Source organism: Mesorhizobium sp. B2-4-7, from assembly GCF_006442685.1.
Lineage (GTDB): Bacteria > Pseudomonadota > Alphaproteobacteria > Rhizobiales > Rhizobiaceae > Mesorhizobium.
This window is the reverse complement of the sequence record NZ_VFVH01000011.1, coordinates 72891-91183: the sequence shown is the minus strand read 5'-3', so window position 1 is coordinate 91183 and position 18293 is coordinate 72891. Positions and strand designations below refer to the sequence as shown.

General features: G+C 66.4%; 14 protein-coding genes. 8 read left to right on the top strand and 6 right to left on the bottom strand.

The genetic code is table 11. The features are described from left to right. Positions 1–62 precede the first annotated feature (62 nt). The 7 genes from FJ946_RS24940 (at position 63) to FJ946_RS24905 (ending at position 8492) form a co-directional block, all read left to right on the top strand. Positions 63–845, top strand: a complete 783-nt coding sequence (locus FJ946_RS24940; protein WP_140500072.1) for an SDR family oxidoreductase — start codon at positions 63–65, stop codon at positions 843–845. Further along, positions 842–2377, top strand: coding sequence for a mannitol dehydrogenase family protein (locus tag FJ946_RS24935; protein ID WP_140568061.1), 1536 nt, complete (start codon positions 842–844; stop codon positions 2375–2377). Before FJ946_RS24940 ends, FJ946_RS24935 begins: the two co-directional genes overlap by 4 nt. Positions 2378–2415: 38 nt before the next feature. Next, on the top strand, positions 2416–3330 hold the full coding sequence (locus tag FJ946_RS24930) for a sugar phosphate isomerase/epimerase (RefSeq protein ID WP_140568063.1): 915 nt from the start codon (positions 2416–2418) through the stop codon (positions 3328–3330). Positions 3331–3429: 99 nt separating this feature from the next. Beyond that, positions 3430–4479, top strand: a complete 1050-nt coding sequence (locus FJ946_RS24925; protein ID WP_140516043.1) for an ABC transporter substrate-binding protein — start codon at positions 3430–3432, stop codon at positions 4477–4479. A gap of 278 nt (positions 4480–4757) precedes the next feature. Continuing rightward, the gene (locus FJ946_RS24915) at positions 4758–6308 is read left to right on the top strand and encodes a sugar ABC transporter ATP-binding protein (RefSeq protein WP_140568065.1); all 1551 of its coding nucleotides are present in this window, start codon (positions 4758–4760) and stop codon (positions 6306–6308) included. Then, the gene (locus FJ946_RS24910; RefSeq protein WP_140568066.1) at positions 6305–7276 is read left to right on the top strand and encodes an ABC transporter permease; all 972 of its coding nucleotides are present in this window, start codon (positions 6305–6307) and stop codon (positions 7274–7276) included. The genes FJ946_RS24915 and FJ946_RS24910 overlap by 4 nt, the downstream gene beginning before the upstream one ends. A 229-nt stretch (positions 7277–7505) precedes the next feature. Then, the gene (locus tag FJ946_RS24905; RefSeq protein WP_140516049.1) at positions 7506–8492 is read left to right on the top strand and encodes an ABC transporter permease; all 987 of its coding nucleotides are present in this window, start codon (positions 7506–7508) and stop codon (positions 8490–8492) included. Between the two features lie 51 nt (positions 8493–8543). Here FJ946_RS24905 and FJ946_RS24900 read toward each other — a convergent pair whose 3' ends face one another. After that, complete coding sequence (locus tag FJ946_RS24900; RefSeq protein WP_140500175.1) at positions 8544–8984, bottom strand: hypothetical protein; 441 nt, start codon at positions 8982–8984, stop codon at positions 8544–8546. Positions 8985–9279: 295 nt separating this feature from the next. Here FJ946_RS24900 and FJ946_RS24895 point away from each other — a divergent pair, with 295 nt between their 5' ends. Next, positions 9280–11265 (top strand): ABC transporter ATP-binding protein/permease, encoded by a 1986-nt coding sequence (locus FJ946_RS24895; RefSeq protein WP_140568068.1) that lies wholly within the window; start codon positions 9280–9282, stop codon positions 11263–11265. Positions 11266–11283: 18 nt separating this feature from the next. Here the strand turns inward: FJ946_RS24895 and FJ946_RS24890 are convergent, their stop codons facing one another. Genes FJ946_RS24890 through FJ946_RS24870 form a run of 5 tightly spaced genes read right to left on the bottom strand, consistent with a single transcriptional unit; the run spans position 11284 to position 18169 of the window. Beyond that, positions 11284–11907, bottom strand: coding sequence for an invasion associated locus B family protein (locus tag FJ946_RS24890; protein WP_246673063.1), 624 nt, complete (start codon positions 11905–11907; stop codon positions 11284–11286). 58 nt (positions 11908–11965) lie between these two features. Next, positions 11966–12433, bottom strand: coding sequence for a DUF4189 domain-containing protein (locus FJ946_RS24885; protein WP_140547298.1), 468 nt, complete (start codon positions 12431–12433; stop codon positions 11966–11968). 49 nt (positions 12434–12482) lie between these two features. Then, entirely contained in the window at positions 12483–13169 is a 687-nt protein-coding gene (locus FJ946_RS24880) for a hypothetical protein (protein ID WP_140568069.1), read from the bottom strand. A gap of 13 nt (positions 13170–13182) precedes the next feature. Then, positions 13183–13758, bottom strand: a complete 576-nt coding sequence (locus FJ946_RS24875) for an invasion associated locus B family protein (RefSeq protein WP_140558898.1) — start codon at positions 13756–13758, stop codon at positions 13183–13185. Between the two features lie 7 nt (positions 13759–13765). After that, positions 13766–18169, bottom strand: a complete 4404-nt coding sequence (locus tag FJ946_RS24870; protein ID WP_140568071.1) for a YadA-like family protein — start codon at positions 18167–18169, stop codon at positions 13766–13768. Positions 18170–18293: the final 124 nt, after the last annotated feature.

Here is an 18293-nt window from a genome sequence, read left to right as displayed (position 1 = left end):
TTGACTAACGGGAACTGACATTCCATATCTTCAGAAATAGAAACTTTGTTCCGGGAGGAGGAATGGAGCTTCAGCTCGACGGCAAGATGGTGCTGGTCACCGGCGCGACGCAAGGCATCGGCCGGGCAGTCGCCGAAACCTTGGCGCGTGCCGGCGCCGGCGGCCTGCTGGTCACCGGCCGCGACGGGACGCGCGGCGAGGCCGTTGCTGCGGAGCTCTCGCAAGCGGGCACGCCGGCACACTTCATCGCCGCCGAGCTTTCCGACCCGGCAGCCCCTGCCCTCCTTGCGCAAGCCTGCATCGACCGCTTCGGCCGTATCGACGGTCTCGTCAATGCCGCCGGCCTGACCGACCGGGCCTCCTTCCTCGATGCGACCCCCGACGACTGGGCCTCGCTGTTCGCCGTCAATGCCCGCGCCCCTTTCTTCCTCATGCAGGCGGCGATTGCCGACATGCGGAAGCGGGGCCAGGGCGGCGCGATCGTCAACATCCTGTCGATCAATGCCCATTGCGGTTCGCCCGAGCTCGCCGTCTATTCCGCCACCAAGGGCGCGCTGGCGACGCTGACCAGGAACGCAGCCAACGCCCACCGCTTCGACCGCATCCGCGTCAACGGCATCAATGTCGGCTGGACCGATACGCCCGCCGAGCGCGTCATGCAGGCCGAGACGCTCGGCCACGGCGCCGGCTGGCTCGATGCCGCCAACGCCGCGCAGCCCTTCGGCCGGCTGTTCTCGGCGGAGGACGTGGCCAGGCTCGCCGTCTTCCTTCTCTCCGACGCCGCGGGACCGATGACCGGCTCGCTGATCGACCAGGAACAGTGGGTGATCGGAGCCAACCGGTGAGCACAGCCGCGCCCGAGACGCTCGGTCCGGCCTTGCTCGGCCGCCTGCCGGCGACGGTGCAAAGGCCCGGCTATGACCGTGCCTTGCTCCAGGCAGGCATGGCGCACCTCGGCGTCGGTGCCTTCCACCGCTGCCACCAAGCCGAATACACCGACGACCTCCTGGCGCGGAGCTTCGGCCGCTGGGGCGTGGTCGGCATCAACATCCGTCCGCCGGCGCTCGCCGATACGCTCGGCCCTCAGGACGGGCTCTACACCAGGCTCATCCGCCAGGATTCCCATGTCGAGGCCCGCGTCATCGGCAGCATCGTGCGCGTTGTCGATAGCCAGGCGAGCGCTATGCCCGCGCTCGAAGTGCTCTCCTCCCCGGACATCGAATTCGTGACGCTGACCGTTACCGAAAAGGGCTATTGCCATATTCCGGCCAGCGGCGCGCTCGACCTCGACCATCTCGACATCGTCCACGATCTCGCAAACCCGCTGACGCCGCGCAGCGTGCCCGGCATTCTGGCGCGGGCGCTGGAGCAACGCATGGCCACGCACGGCCGGCCGCTGACGCTGCTCTCGTGCGACAACATCCCGGCGAACGGCACCATCCTGGAAAATGTCGTGCGGACTTTTGCCGAACGGCGCGGCAACGGCCTTGCCGGCTGGATCGCGGCCAATGCCGCCTTCCCCAGCGCCATGGTCGACCGCATCGTGCCGGCGAGCACGCAGGCCGATCTCGACGGTGTGGAGCAGCTTTTCGGCTACCGCGATGGAGCCGTCGTTGCCGGCGAGCCGTTCCGGCAATGGGTGATCGAGCAGAAATTCGCCGGCCGCGTGCCGCGCTGGGACCTGGTGGGGGCAACCTTCGTCGACGACGTCACGCCGTTCGAGCATCTCAAGATGCGTGTGCTGAACGGCGCTCAGACGACACTCAGTTATCTCGGCGTGCTGGCCGGCCTCGAACACACTTTCGATGCGATGGCGGACCCGCTGCTGTCGGCCTTCGTGCGCCGCATGCTCGTCGAGGAGACTCTGCCAACGTTGAAGCCGGTGCCCGGCATGGACCCATCAGCCTATGTCGAGCAGAGCCTTGGCCGTCTGCAGAATACCGCGATCCGCCACCGCAACCACCAGATCGCCACCGACGGCTCGCAAAAGATCGTGCAGCGCCTGCTCAACCCGATCCGCGATCGGCTGGGCGAGGAAAAAAGCATTGCGCTGCTGTCGGTATCCGTCGCCGGCTGGATGGCCTATCTGATCCAGGCTTCATCCCGGTTCGGCCGGCGCTGGCCGGTGTCGGACCCCTATGCCGTCAAGATCGCTGGCATAGCGGAGGCAAGCGGACGCGACGTCCCGGCACTGGCTGCGGGCATCCTGGCGATCGACGCCATCTTCGATCCCGCCCTCGCCGCCAACGACATGTTCCGCAAGGCCGTCACATCGGCGCTCGACGGGCTGTTGTCGGACGATCCGATGGCAACCGTCAGGCATGCATGCGCGCAACCGGCAGATGAGCGGTTGAAGCAACCGGCACGATCTGCATAGTAGGAATCGGTCGTGAATTCACGACCGGGGGAGGCATTATGAGGCTTGGACTGCTCACCGCACCGTTCGCGGAGACGCCGCTCGACGCGGTCGCCGACTGGGCAAGCTCGGCCGGCTTCGAGGCGCTGGAAATCGCCTGCTGGCCGAAAGCCTCGGGCGCCAGCCGCCGCTATGCCGGCACCAGCCACATCGACGCCGCCGCGACCTCGCCGGCGCAGGCCAGGGATATCGCGGCAAACCTTGCCGGCAAGGGGCTGACCATTTCCGGTCTCGGCTATTATCCCAACCCGCTGCATCCCGATGCCGCCCACCGCAAGACGGTGATCGACCATCTGAAGCAGGTGATCGTGCTGGCCGCGAATATGGGCGTGCCCCTGGTCAACACCTTCTGCGGCGGCGATGCCTCGAAGACCGTCGACGTCAACTGGCAGCACGCGCTCGAGGTCTGGCCCGATATCGTCGCCCATGCGCGCGATCACGGCGTCAAGCTCGCTTTCGAGAACTGCCCGATGATCTTCAGCTATGACGAATGGCCGGGCGGCCACAACATCGCCTATTCGCCGCTGGTCTGGCGCCGCATCCTCGAAACCTGGGGCGGCGATGTCGGGATGAATTTCGATCCTTCGCACCTGGTCTGGCAGATGATCGATCAGGCCCGCTTCATCAGGGAATTCGGCCCCTACATGCTGCATGTCCATGCCAAGGACCTGATGATTGATCATGATGGTTTGTACGAGCGCGGAATCCTTTCGTCTGGCATAGGCTGGCAGGTGCCGCGCATGCCGGGGCTGGGCGATGTCGGCTGGAACGGCTTCTTCTCCGGCCTCTACCGTGCCGGCTATGACGGCCCGATCATCATCGAGCACGAGGACCGGTGGTTCGAGGGCAGCGACGATAAGGTCAAGCGCGGTTTCCTGCTTGCCCGCGACGTGCTGCGTCCCTTCGTCAAATGAAGGCGCAAAAACAACATCGAGGCGCCGCCTATCTCTTTCTGCGCGGCCCCGTGTAACGACTTGGAATCGAAATGAAAATCAAAGTGGAGGAAATCTGAAATGAAGAAGTACCTGACCATGGTGCCGCTGCCCATTGTTCCGCTCCTTGCCGGTGCTGCCTTGCTGGCCTCGATGGGCGCCTCGTCCGCCGAGGGCAAATACACGATCGGCATCTCCAACACCGTGCAGGGCAATGGCTGGCGCGAGGAGATGGTCTGCGCCATGAAGGCGCAGGCGCTGGCCTCCGGCGAAGTGACCAAGCTCAACATCGCCCACCGCAACACCGACGCCGCCGGGCAGCTCGAGGACATCCGCAACCTGATCAGCGCCAAGGTCGACGCCATCGTCGTCAATCCGGCTGATCCCGCCGGCATCAAGGCGGGGCTGGAGGAAGCCACCAAGGCCGGCATCGTCGTCGTCGCCGTCGACCAGGCGGTCACCGAACCCTCGGCCTACATCATCTCCAACAACCAGGAACAATATGCCTATCTCGGCGCCAAATGGCTGTTCCAGCAGATGGGCGGCAAGGGTGAGGTGTTTTACATGCGCGGCGCCGCCGGCGCCTCCGCCGACTCGGATCGCGACAAGGGCTTCAAGAAGGCGCTGGCCGAATTCCCCGACGTGAAGGTCGCGCAGGAAGTGTTCACCGGCTGGCAGCAGGACCAGGCCAAGCAGCAGATGCTGTCCTTCCTCGCCACCGGCACGCCGTTCAACGGCGTGTGGACCTCGGGCATCGACAACGTCATCGTCGACGCGCTGGTGGAATCGCAGGCGCCGATGGTGCCCGTGGTCGGCGCCGACAATGCCGGTTTCGTCGGCCAGCTGAATTCGGTCAAGGACCTGGTCGGGGCCGCCGTGACCAATCCCGGCTCGATCGGCGGCGCCGGCGTGACGCTCGCGCTCCAGATCCTCGACGGCAAGAAGCCGGCGCAGCAGACCGTTCTGGTCGAGCCGCAGCTCTGGGAAAACGCCACCGAGGAAGGCAAGGCCAAGCTGAAGGCCGCCGCCGATCCGTCGCTCAGCCCGGAATGGCCGGTCTCGATCTCGATCCCGGACTGGACGACCTACACCAAGGACCAGATCGTAGCGTGCAAGGGGCCGGGGGAGTAAGGGCTATTTTGATTGGCTAGCGAGGATGGCGTTTGCCGTCCCCGCCAACCAAAGGTTTGATAGGTTAGCGCTCTACGGCGCCCCCCTCTGTCCTGCCGGACATCTCCCCCACTTGGGGGGAGATTGGCAGTTTCGGCGCCGGCTCTCGTCTTGCCACGTTGAAAATTGGCGAAAGCCGAAGTTGCGGCCAATCTCCCCCCTTGTGGGGGAGATGTCCGGCAGGACAGAGGGGGGCGCCGTAGAGCGCCAGCAATTGAGTTTCTGGTACGGACAGCAATTTGACCACCAAACCCCTCCTCGACGCCTCCGGCGTCGCCAAGAATTACGGTGCGGTTGCCGCGCTGCGCGACGCGTCGCTGTCCGTCCTGCCGGGCGAGGTGCATGCCCTGATGGGCGCCAATGGCGCCGGCAAGTCGACGCTGGTGAAGATCCTGACCGGCGCGGTCCCTGCCTCGGCCGGGCGCGTCCTGATCCGTGGCGAGGCGCGCGACATACGCTCGCCCGCCGCCGCGCGCCGCGCTGGCCTTTTGCCGGTCTACCAGGAACCGTCGCTGATCCCCGATCTCGACATACTGTCCAATCTGCGGCTCACCGGCACGCCCGTCGAGCCGTTCCGTGCCTGGGTGCGCGAACTTGGCATTCCCGACCTCGACCTGCGCGACACCGCGCGCGACATTCCACTGGCGGTGCTGCGCGTGCTCGACCTGGCGCGGGCGCTCGCCGTCGAGCCCGACGTGCTGCTGCTCGACGAGATGACCGCGGCGCTCCCCGCCAACCTCGCTGAAAAAGTGCTGGAAGTCGTGCGTCGCCAGGGCGACAGCGGCCGCGCCGTGATCTTCATCTCGCACCGCTTCGTCGAGATCTCGGCGCTCTGCGACCGCGCCACCGTGCTGCGCGACGGTGCGACCGTCGGCGTTCTCGACATCGAGCCCGGCGTGGAGGAAAAGATCGTCGAGCTGATGCTCGGCGCCCGCATCGAGAAGACCAAGGTGGCCGCCCGCGCCGCCGGCCAGGCCGCCACATCGGTCCCTGCCCGCCCGCGTCTCGCCGTGCGCAATCTGCGCGTCGGCACCAAGCTCAACGACGTCTCCTTCGAGCTCGCCGACGGCGAGGTCGCCGGCGTCGTCGCGCTCGAAGGCCAGGGCCAGGATGAATTGTTCGCCGCCCTTGCCGGCTCGATCAAACCGTCCGGCGGCACGATCGAGGTCGACGCCCATCCGGCGAAATTCACCCATCCGATCGACGCCATCCGCGCCGGCATCGCCTATGTGCCGGGCGACCGCTCCGAGGCCCTCGCCATGCAGCGCTCGGTGCGCGAGAACATCGCGCTGCCCTTCAGCGCCGCCTTGCGCAACTGGGGGCCGATCGCCATGCGCAAGGAGAGCGCCACGGTGGCGAGCGCCATCGCGCGCCTCCAGATCGACACCCGCGCGCAAGGCGAGGTGCAGCGCCTGTCCGGCGGCAACCAGCAGAAGGTGACCATCGCACGCTGGATCGCGGCGGACGCCCGCACCATCCTGTGCTTCGACCCGACGCGCGGCATCGATGTCGGCACCAAACAGGAGATCTACAAATTGCTGCGCGAGCTCGCCGGCCACGGCAAGTCGGTGCTGTTCTACACCTCGGAACTCGAAGAGGTGCAGCGCGTCTGCGATCGCGTCATCGTCATCTTCGGCGGCCGCGTCGTCGATATCTTCCCGGTCGAGGAGGCGGACGAGCCGGCACTGATGCGCGCCGCCTACGGCCTGCCGCGCGGCGCCAAGGCCGATGTCGGCATTTTGGCGGACCCCACAGCAAATACCCCGGATGCACCGGAGGTGACGCCATGAGCCATCTCCTGCGCCGCCAGGGCTGGGTCGCCGGCCTGTTCGCCCTCCTCGTCGTGCTGTTCGTCGTCACCAAGCTGATCCAGCCCGGCTATGGCAGCGGCGATTTCGGCTCGCTCGCGCGGGCCGTCTTGCCCTACGCCTTTGCCGTGGCCGCGCAGACCGTCGTCGTCATCGCCGGCGGCATCGACCTGTCGGTCGCCGCCATGATGGCGCTGACCAGCGTCACCGCCGCCTCGATGATGGCCGGCGCCTCGGAAGAATACGCGCTGTTCGTGGTGCCTTTCGTACTGGCCATGGGTTTTGTGCTCGGCGCGCTCAACGGCCTGCTCATTGTCGCCACCCGTGTCCCCGACATCGTGGTGACGCTCGCCATGCTGTTCGTGTTGCAAGGGGCGGCTCTTCTGGTGCTCGGCGCGCCGGGCGGCGCCGCCGCCGAATGGCTGAAGGCGATGATTTCAGGCACGGTCCCGATACCCAGCCTGCCGCAGAACATCGACGCCTGGCTGCCGAAGGCTCTGCTGGTGCTGATCATCTGCCTCTGCATCGTCTGGATACCGCTGAGGCGCTCGCGCCTCGGCCTGTCCATCTACGCCATCGGCTCGAGCGAGCTGGCGGCGTTCCGCAGCGGCGTGCCGGTCAAGCGCACCCGCATCATCGCCTATGCGTTGTCGGGCCTGTTCGCGGCCATGGGCGGCCTGGCGCTGACCATGAGCACCGGCATCGGCGCTCCTATTCCCGGCCCCTATCTGCTCGCCAGCGTCGCGGCCGTGGTGCTGGGCGGCGTGGCGCTGGGCGGCGGCAAGGGCGGCCTGCTCGGCCCCATCGTCGCCGTCTTCGTGCTGCGCCTGGTGCGCACCGACCTCACCCTGCTTGCCATCGACCCCAACGTCACCGCCATCATCGAGGGCCTGATCATGGTCGCCGTGGTGATGTTCGGGGCTTTCATTACGATGCGGGGTCGGCAATGATGAGGGAGAATGAATTGGCGCATAGCGCTCTACGGCGCCCCCCTCTGTCCTGCCGGACATCTCCCCCTCAAAGGGGGAGATTGGCAGCTTCGGCGTCTCGCTCATTCTTGCAACGCCGACAATTTGCGAAAGCCGTCACCCCATCCGATCTCCCCCCTAGAGGGGGAGATGTCCGGCAGGACAGAGGGGGCCGCCGTAGGGCGCTACATTTGCAGACAAGAGCCACCCCATGAGCACGTCAGCAATCACGCCCCAACCCGTCCCCTTCGGCCGCCGTGTCAAACGCTTCATGGCCGACCGGCCGCTGATTCCGCTGGTCATCCTGCTGGTCATCCTGGTTGTGATTTTGCAGATCCTGCGCCCCGGCATCGTCAACGAGCGCTGGATCGCCAACACCATCAAATTCGCCATTCCCTTGGCGATCCTTGCCGGCTGCCAGACCATGACCATGCTGACCGGCGGCATCGATCTCTCTGTCGGCACGGTGGCGACGATGAGCGCCTTCATCATGGCTACGCAAGCCGTCAACCAGGACCCAGCCGTGGCCTTCCTCCTGGCGATGATGCCGGCGGTGCTGATCGGCCTCGTCAACGGCATCGGCGTCGGCGTCTTCCGCGTCCATCCGCTGATCATGACGCTGGGCACCAGCCTGATCGGCACCGGCTTCCTGCAGGTCTATCAACGCACGGTGATCGCCTCGGGCGCCAAGATCCCCGATTTCCTCGCCTGGCTCGGCACCGGCGTGACCGCAGGGTTTCCCAACGCGCTGCTTCTGTTCGTCCCCGTCGCGGTGCTGATCGTCTTCGGCCTCAACCGCACCGGTTTCGGCCGCCTGCTCTACGCCGTCGGCGACAATGAGCGCGCGACCCGCCTTTCCGGCGTGCGCTACTGGCAGGTCATCACCGCGCTCTACGTCCTATCCAGCCTGCTCGCCGGCATCACCGGCTTGCTCTATATCGGCTTGATCAAGGCCCCTTCCCTGTCCCTCGCCGAACCGCTGGTGCTGCCCTCCGTGGCCGCCGCCGTCATCGGCGGCACCTCCATCTTCGGCGGCCGCGGCGGCTATACCGGCACCATCATCGGTGCCTTGATCCTGACCGTGCTGACGACGCTGCTGACGATTTTGCAGATGCCGGAGGGGGCAAGAAGGATCCTGTTCGGCTTGATCGTGCTGTTCGTGACGGCGGCCTATCTGCGGATCGTGGAGGAGCGGTAGGGAGGGGCCGCCGGCTCATCCCTCGAAACACCGCCGACGCAGTGACCGCCCTCACTTCACCGTGATGCTCATGCCGCTGAGATCGGCGTTGACTTGTAGCCCTACCTGCCTGCCCGTGAGCTCGAGCTGGGCGCCCTTGTCGTTGGTCATGACGATCACCTGCGCGCCTTTGCCGAGCGCGCCGCCGCCGCCCGCCGCGCCGTACACGCCCGTCACGTCCCGGGCGCGCTTGATATGGCGCACGGTGCCCCGGAAATAGGTCTTGGAGGCACCGAAGGCGAGGCCGCCCGAAATGCCGCCGACCGAGATCGGATACCGGCGTCCATGGAAGGTCAGCGTGCCCTCGCCTCCGGCGCCGCCGATGAAGAAGGCCGCCTTGTAGATGGAGAAGCGGATCGTTCCGGTGTCGGCGTGCGCGACACTGGCAAAGCCAACGCCCGCGGCAGTGATGACGGCGATGGCGACTGAACGAAATCTAGACGAAATCTTCATGACAAGGGGCTCCTCAAGGTCGCTGCTCACCCGACCGGGCCGGGACGTCGGCGTCGCATCGAAGTTCATGGCTAAACAGTCTCGCCCATCATTGGTTCCAAGCACACGGTCTCGTTCCGGCTGCGAGGAGACCGTCGCTAAACGGGCCCGCCGGCTGGCGATTGTCCAGCGGCGGCTGGCGGCATCGCGGGTCGAGCAGGGGAGCACGGGGAGACCCATGGCGCCGTCTGGAGCGGGCCTGGTGAAACTTTTTGATTTTTAGGCCGTTGTCGCCGTTACATCCGAGGCTGAACTCATGCCGAAAACGGTCGACGGCGCCAGGCGGCGCAAGGCAGAGAAGTCGCACCAGGAGAAGGCCTCGACAGTCGAAGTTGCGTCCGAGGTCGTGGGCGAGGCTGCGCCGCCGCCCGGGGCCATCGAACCCGGTCCGGAGCTGACGCCGCAGGAGGCCGAGCAGGCGCGCAAGCGATACCTGCTGAGGCGCTTCTGGATCAGCGCGCGCGGCTACTGGAGCACGCGCGGCGACAAGCTGGCCTGGCCGTTCACGATCGGGCTGTTGATGCTGATATGCATCAATGTCGGCTTCCAGTATGGGATCAACATCTGGAACCGCTCGATCTTCGACGCCATCGAGCAGCGCAACGCCCACACCGTCTATGTGCTCAGCGCCGTGTTCCCGCCGCTCGTGGTTGGAAGCGCAAGCCTTGTCGTCGCGCAAGTCTACCTTCGCATGACGATCCAGCGCCGCTGGCGTTCCTGGTCGACCACTGCCATCATCGCGCGCTGGCTCGCAAGCGGCCGCTACTATCAGCTGAACCTCGTGGGCGGCGACCACACGAACCCCGAGGCACGCATCGCGGAGGATTTGCGGATCGCCACGGAATCGCCCGTCGATTTCATCTCCGGCGTGATCAACGCGTTTTTGTCGGCCTCCACTTTCATCGTGGTGCTGTGGACGATCGGCGGGGCGCTGACTTTGCCGATCGGAAGCTGGAGCGTCACCATTCCCGGCTTCCTGGTCGTGACCGCGGTGATCTACGCCGCCATCACCTCCACTTCGATGGTGGTCATCGGCCGCCATTTCGTGCGGCTCTCCGAGCAGAAGAACCAGGCGGAAGCCGATTTCCGCTACACGCTGACGCGCGTGCGCGAAAACGGCGAGAGCATCGCCTTGCTCGGCGGCGAGGAGGAGGAGCGCAGCGGCATCGACAAGACGTTCGGCACGGTGCTCCGGCAATGGGCGCTGCTGACAGGCCAGCACATGCGCACGGCGCTGGTGTCGCAGGGGTCGAGCCTGTTTGCACCGGTCGTGCCGATCTTGCTTTGCGCGCCAAAATTTCTCGAAGGCAGCATGACACTTGGACAGATCATGCAGGCTGCCTCAGCCTTCACCATCGTGCAGGCCGCGTTCGGATGGCTGGTCGACAACTATCCCCGCCTCGCCGACTGGAACGCCTCGGCACGGCGTATTGCCTCGCTGATGATGTCGCTTGACGGGCTGGAGCGCGCCGAACGCAGCGACGCGCTGGGCCGCATCAGGCACGGCGAAACCGAAGACGGTGCGATGCTCAGCCTGGACAATCTCTCGGTGTCGCTCGACGACGGCACCGGCGTGGTCAAGGAAACCGAGGTCGAGATCGAGCCTGGCGAGCGGGTGCTGGTGGCCGGCGAATCCGGTTCGGGCAAGAGCACGCTGGTGCGGGCCGTCGCAGGCCTTTGGCCGTGGGGTGGCGGCAGCGTCGACTTCCACCCCGGCAGGCGGCTGTTCATGTTGCCGCAACGTCCCTACATCCCCTCCGGAACGCTGCGCCGCGCGGTCGCCTATCCGGCCGCCGCCGACAACTGGACGCTGGAGAAGATCAACGCCGCCCTCGACAAGGTGGGGCTCGATTATCTCAAGGACCGGATCGAGGAAGACGCGCCCTGGGACCAGACCCTGTCGGGTGGCGAAAAGCAGCGGCTCGCCTTCGCGCGCCTCCTGCTGCATCATCCCGATATCGTCGTTCTGGACGAAGCGACGTCTGCGCTCGATGAGAAGAGCCAGGACAAGATGATGGAGACGGTCATCCATGAATTACCGAAGGTGACCATCATAAGCGTCGCGCATCGCGCCGAGCTGGAAGCCTTCCACAGCCGCAAGATCACATTGGAGCGGCGCGAGGGCGGCGCAAAGCTTGTCAGCGATATCAATCTTGTCCCGCGCAAGGGCGGACGGAACCTGCTCAGGCGCGCCTTGTGGGGCTCCGGCGCTGCGGCCCAAAGGCCGCGCGAGCTGGAGTAAAACCGACTTCGTCCCTCCTCAGCGCCCGCTCAGCGCCGCGACGCGGTCGAGGGCGGCGCCGAGGCCTTTCAGGGAGACGGGGAAGTTGAGCTTGGTCTCGGCGTCGGTGATGACGTTGAGCGTCAATACGCCGCCCGCCTTCAGCTTCTGCGCCAGCGCGCGGTCGATCGGAAACTGCGCCACGCATCCGTTCGGCAGGCAGGTGCGGAACCGCAACTGGCCGAGGGGCGGCTGGTCGTCGATCTGGATCGTCACGCCTGGGTCGAACAGGATGCCGAACGGCAGAAGCAGGGTTCCGGTCAATCCACCCTTCGGTCCCGCGCGCAGCTCCACAGCCAGCAGCCTCTGGCCGTTCTTCTGCGTCTGGTCCTGCGAAACCGAGCAGGCGCGTGCATTGTCCTGGATGGTGCAGGCCAGGCTCCAGTCCTGATAGGTCTCCTGGAGCGACGACGCGCCGTTTGGAAGCGTGGCCGCCTGCTGTTGTTGCGCACAGGCACTCGATGCGGGCAGCGCCGCCGCGCAGATTGCGGCCGCCTTCAGAAGAACAAATCTGTCAAACAACGATGGCGACTTTCTCTTTCGGGGTTCACGCGCATGGCCCCGAAAACCGGATGGGATTTTCGGGGCCGCGGGCATGGTCATCTGCCTCACGCAGCGTGCAAAAGCAATTCCAAAGCGCGCCGTGTGAGCGCGGCGCGCTTCAGGTACAGACCCACTCGCGGACCTTGCATTCGGTTCCCGCCGCCTCGCAGGCATGCAGAGCGAGATCTTCCGCGTCTTTGCGGGTCTCGGCGGAGTTCGCGCCCCACGGCGTCAGCCGGTCGCTCTGCTTCTCCTTAGCCACAGCTAGGGCACCGCAGCGCTTGTAGGGAAAGCCCGTCTCGTCGTCGTCTGTCCAATGGCGATGATTGCGGAACACCGTGACAACAGTGCAGCCCTTGCCGCCGGCGTTCTCGCAATATTTCATCGCGGCGTCCTTCGCCTCCTGGCGCTTGTCGGCGCCCCAGAAGAAGCCGTGCTTGGTATCGATGCTGGAATAGGCGATCGCCCCCCAGATGCCCTTTTCCTCCTTCGGCTCAGGCTCCGGCGGCGCCACAAGGTCGGCCGAGACAACCTGCCCGCTCCACAGCAGGGCCATGCACAAAACTGCCAGATGTCGCGATATCATGGTCTGCAATCCTTTCCAGGAGCCCTCGCCCATTCGCCTATCCCGGGTCTCACTTCGACGCCGACGCGATGGAAATCACCACGCAGCTATTGCCGGTCGGCAGCAGAAGCGCTTCGCCCGAATTGCCGCCCAGCTCATACACTTCTACCTGGCCGAGATGGTCGGTGATCTTGCTGCCTTGCGGAAGAACGGACGGGATCTCCGAACACGGGCTGGCGAACGGCGCCACCCGCACCATCGCGCCTTCGCAGCCGGAAGTGGTGGGCGATGCGAAAACCACGCCGGCGGCCGGTCCGCTGTATTTTTCCGTCGCATACTCCATGCCGACGAGGGCCTGCACGGCGTGCTTGTCGGCGGCCTGGTCGTTCCACAAGGATTTGACGCTGTATTTCGAGCCCGTCGTCAGCACCTGTCCGAGCACGGGAAAGATTGTCGAGCAGGCCTGCACGCCGGCCTGTTTGACATGTTCGAGGAAAGGCGAGTCCGGCAATGCGGGCGGCGCCGTCCCGGCCTGCGCCGCCGTCGGGGTGCCGACGAGACCGGCGATCGCGGCATAGTTCGCCGCAGCGAAGCCGATGCCGATCATGGCCAGCCCCAGCAGCGAGAAGCCGAGCACGCGCGGCCACCGCCGCTGCGGCTCGGCGCCCCTCTTGCGATCGGGCTCGACGATCCTCTTGCGGTCCGGCTCCACGCTCGGGCCGCGCGCTGGGGAGATGAACGGGTCTTGCTGGCTCACGGTGCTGCCTCGGTTATTTGATTGGCGCAAGGGCCTCGGACAGCCCCTTGAGCGTTGCGGTCACGGTAATCGTCTGGCCATCGACGGTCGGGTAGGAGATGGCCGGCGTCGCTTTTTGCACTATCTGCTGGCGCATGACGGGCCCCACCGGCAGCATGCCGACGCAGACCACTTCGTTGCAGCCATTCAAGTGGACGTCGATCGGGTCGCGCCCGTCGAACTTCAGCGACACCAGCCCGTCGCTTTTGGCGTTCGGCGCGGTGCGCAGGATCATGTAGGGCTTGCCGTCCTGCGTAGCGGCGAGCGACCAGCTGAAGGCCATCCTGCCGGCCCCGTCCTCGATCACCTGCGAGACATTGCAGACCTTCTTGCGCGCCTTGAGGTTCTCGTCGCAGATCAGCGTCCAGTTCTCGAAGGGCCGGATGGTGCGCTGGTATTGGCCCAGTTTCACCTCCGGCGGCACCACCACGTCGGACGGTTTGATCCTGTAGGGCGCGGTCGCTTGCGCGGCGGCCAAGGACAGGCCGCCGGCAAGCGCCAGGCAGGTCAGGAGGAAAAGCCGGGCATGACGGCTGGTTGCCCCGTTCATTCCCGCCTCAGTTCAACGTGAAGCTCAGGCCGGCGCCGACACCGACATTTCCGCCCGCCGCCGTGCCCGAGACGTTGCCGCGGATACGGCCGTCCTCGCTGGTGTAGCCCGCGCCGAAGGCAAAGGCGCTGGCGTCCCGCCAGAAGCCGCCGCCCGCCGCGACGCTCAGCTTTCCGGGACGGTCGTCGTAGCGCAGCGAGGCTGCGGCGAGGCCGATTGCCGCCGCTTGCCGGGCTTCGTCGCGGATGCCGCTGATGTCCGAATTCAGCTGGCCGAGTTTCTGGTCGGTATAGTCGTTGGCCTGTTGCAGGGTCGTGGCCGCCACCTTGTCAGTATAGCTGTTGGATGTGCTGATGGCGGTGTCCAGGCCTTTGGTCAGCTGGTTGACATTGACCGCGTCGGTGCCGGCGACGCCAGGTCCGACATTGGAGATGACGACCGGCGCGTTGACGTCGCCGCCTTGCAGCGTGATGGTGTTCGTCTTGGCGCCGCCCTGCGTGTCATACGTCACCGCATTCTGGTTGAGATTTCCGACGCCGGTTTGCAGGGCCTCGATCGCCTGGTTGGAGGCGAAGAGCTGCGAACCGTTGATCGCGTCGGTGCTGTCGGCGGCGATCCGTCCGGCAGCGACATTGGTGATCGTCCTCTCCGCGCCGGCATCGCCGACGCTGACTGTTCCGGTCGGCGTCGTGCCGGCAAAGGCATAGGTCTTGCCGTTGATGACGGTGCTGGAGGTGCCGACGGCGGTCTGCGTCACCGAGCCGGAGCCGAGCGCCACATCGTTGGCGTTGTTGGCCTGCGCGCCCTGGCCGAGCGCGACCGCGCCCGCCCCGGTAGCCGTAGAGCCATGGCCGGCGGCCAGGCTGTCGTTGCCGCTCGCCACGCTTTCGGGTCCGATCGCCACGGCGTCGGTGCCGCCGGCGATACTGTCGGCCAGCGACGAATTGGCGTGGAAGTACTTGATGCCGCCGCCGTTGCTGATGGTGGTCAAGGCATTGTCGACCGCCGTGAGCCCGTCATAGACGGTCGTGTAGGTGTTGCCCTGGACGGTGTAGGTCGGCCCGGTGATCGAGCCGTCGGGGTTGAGCGTGGTGGTGCCGCCGAACAGGTTGGTCACGTTTTGCGACACGCCGCGCAGCTGCGAGACGTTGACGCCGTCGGTGTCGGCCGAGCCCGCCGCGACATTGGTGAGCTTGCGTTCAGCTCCGGCGTCGCCGATCGACACCTCGCCCACCGAGGTCTGCGGAGCGGTCAGGGCAAAGGCCGCGTAGCCGGCCTGCGCGCCGACCGAGGTGATGGACTGCGCGCCCAGCGCCACGCTGTTGATGAAGGTGCTTTGGGCGCCGGCGCCGAGCGCCACCGACTGGATGCCGGAGGCGAGCGAATTGGTGCCGAAGGCAAGGCCGTCCGCCAGCATCACATGGGCGTTCTGACCGATGGCGGTTCCGCCGGGCGCCGTCTGGTCGACGATGGCGCCGTTACCGATGCCGATGCCGTTATCGCCGTTGACGACCGTGGTCGGACCGACCGCGACCGATTCCGCGCCAACCGCCAGTGAGTCGGCCGCCACCGAATTGGCATGGAAATACTTGGTCGAGGTGGCCGACACGGCGGCGATGGCGCCCGCGAGCTGGCGCACCGTCACCGCGTCCTGGTCCTGCGTGCCGTCGGCGACATTGGTGATCTGCCGGTAGGAGGTGGCGTTGCCGACCGAAACGGCGCCGAGCAGCGCCTTGTCGGTTGTGTTGTACTCGATGAAGTTGGACGGGCCGGCGGGCAGTTGCCCGGTAGCCGGAGCGATCGGGCGATCGGAGAGCGAACCCGAGCCGAGGGCCACGCCGCCGTCGATGCTGGCATTGCTGTCGCGGCCGAGCGCCAGCGCGCTGACGCCGGTCGCGGTCGCATTGTAGCCGACCGCCGTGGAACCGACGCCTTGGGCGAAGGAATCGGTCTGCGCCAGCCCGAACTCGTTGGTGCGGGCATAGCGGATGCCTTCGCCATTGGCGTCGGTGAAGACGGTCGAGGTGTCGCCGGTGATGTTGTTGATCGTGTTGCCGAGATTGGTCACGCCAGCGCCGATATTGGCAATGTCGGTCGTGTTCTGGGTCACCTGCTGGTTGGTGGCGAAGAGCTGCGAGCCGTTGACGGCATCGGTCGAACCGCCGTTCAACTGTCCGGCCGCGACGTTCTGGATCTGGCGCTCGGCGCCGGCCGAGCCGACCGAGAAGGCGCCCGCCGGCGTGCCGCCGGCGAAGGTATAGTTGACGCCGCCGATCGTCGTGCCGCCGACATTGGTCGTGGCGCCCGACGTCGAATTCAGGCCGATCGCGACATCGCCGGCATTGTTGGCGACCGCATTCGGGCCGACAGCGACGGAATCGGCTCCCAGCGCCTGCGAATCCGCCAGCGTCGAGTTGGCATGGAAATACTTGATGCCGCCGCCGACATTGATGTTGTTGACGACGGCGCCGATGGCATCGACCGCCTGGTTGGTGGCGAAGAGCTGCGAGCCGTTGATGGCGTCGGTCGAGAGCGCGCTGATCCGCCCAGCCGCCAGGTTGGTGATGGTGCGTTCCGCGCCGGCCGCGCCGATGCTGACCGTCGAGGTCGGGTTGGTGCCCTGGAAGGCGTAGGTGGTGCCGTTGACCACCCCGCTGGCCGTGCCGACCGCCGTGGTGGTCACCGAGCCCGAGCCGAGCGCCACGTCGCCGGAGCTTGCCGCCGCCGTCGCGCCATCGCCGAGCGCGACATTTCCGGCGAGGCCGGCCGCGCCCGCCGTCGAGCCGTTGCCCAGCGCCACGGAACCTTGCCCGATCGCCTTGTTGCTGTTGCCGATCGCGACGGCGCCGTTGGCCATGTTGGCCGCGGTGGCGGTCGCCGTGCCGTCGCTGTTGGCGATGTTGTTGGCGCCGCCGGTGAAGGCGCCGGTGCCGCTGGCATAGCTCGGATCGCCGATCGACACCGCGCCGTCGCCATAGGCGGTGTTGCCGGAGCCGATGGAGACGGCTTTGCCGCCGGTCGCCACCGCATTGGTGCCCATGGCGACCGCTTCGGCGGAATCCGCCTTGGCGCTGGCGCCCAAGGCGATGGTGTTAGCCGCCGTCGCGTTGGTCGAGGGGCCGATGGCGATGGAATTGGCTCCGCTCGCGGTACTGGTGGCGCCTACCACAATGGAGTAGGCGCCGGACGCAGTGGAGCCTGCGCTGCCCACCACGGTGGCGCCGGCGCCAGTGGCGTTGACGGAAACGCCAAGCGCCACGGCCTGCGTGGCTGTCGCGTTGGTAGAGGAGCCCATGGCGATGGCACCGTCCTCCGTGGCATTGGCCAGCGTGCCGAGCGCCATCGCGTTGTTCTTATTCGCAAGCGCGCTGGTGCCGATGGCGATGCTGTTGGGCACGGCCGTGTCGGCCTGCACGCCTGCCTGCGCGCCCACACCGAATGCAATGGACTGGTTGCCCCAGGCGCTGGCGTTCTTACCCATCGCCGTGGCGCCCGTTCCCGTTGCCTTGCTTTGGCGTCCGATTGCGGTGGTGTCGACCTGAGACGCCGTCACGTCCGTACCGATAGCAATGGCGCTCTGGGCCAAGGCTCCCGTCCCGGCAGCGGTGCGCGAGCCGAGATAGACGGCGTTTATCGCGGTTGCGGTCGACTGGAAGCCGACGGCGACGGCATTTTGGCTGTTCGCAACGGTGCTGGTGCCTTGTGCAACAGCATCCAGCCCGGACGCCCCTGCGAACTGCCCAATCGCAGTGCTGCGCAGCCCGCTTGCTACGGATCCGTAGCCAGCGGCGAACGCATAGTTGTTGCTGGCCGTGGCGCTGACACCGACTGCGGTGGAGTTCCCTCCCGAAGCTTGGGCGTTGGTGCCCAGCGCGCTGGCCCCGGCACCAGTGGCACCCGCGGCGACGCCAATCGCTACCGTGTTGATATTGTTTGAAATCGTACCGGAGCCGATCGCCACTGCGCCGCCGGTGCCCGTGGCCGACGCGGTGCGACCAATGGCGACGCCGTATTGCGCCGTCGATTGGGCCTGGAAGCCGAGCGCTATGGCCCAGTTAAGGCTGGCGTTTGAGCCGTTTCCGACCGCGATGGCCTCGGGAGCGGTCGCCGAACCGCCGCCGGCCTGATATTGCGCCTGAGCCGGCGTCGCGGCCATGCCGATCGCGAAGGCGCCCAGCGTCACGGCTGTCCCGAGCGCCCCGCCGACGCCCAGCGTTCCCAGCCCCAAGCGCTTGCGCCCCATGCCCAGCGCACGATGCGCCATGCGCAGGACCGCCATCAAGCGGCGCCGGGCCGAGCGGGACCGAGGATCGCCATTCGCGATCCAGTGACTGGCGAAATGCGCCGCACGGCGCTGAACAAGGAGCGAGCCGCCCGAAATATGGCCGCCCGAAATATGATTGTCGGTCATGGTTCCCTCTCCGCTGGCCGGCACGAAATGTCTGACACTTCCACTCCACAGCAGGAAGACATGATTCCCCTTCGCGGTATTTCACGAAATTGCTGTCTCGTGAGAAAAGATACGAGCATATACG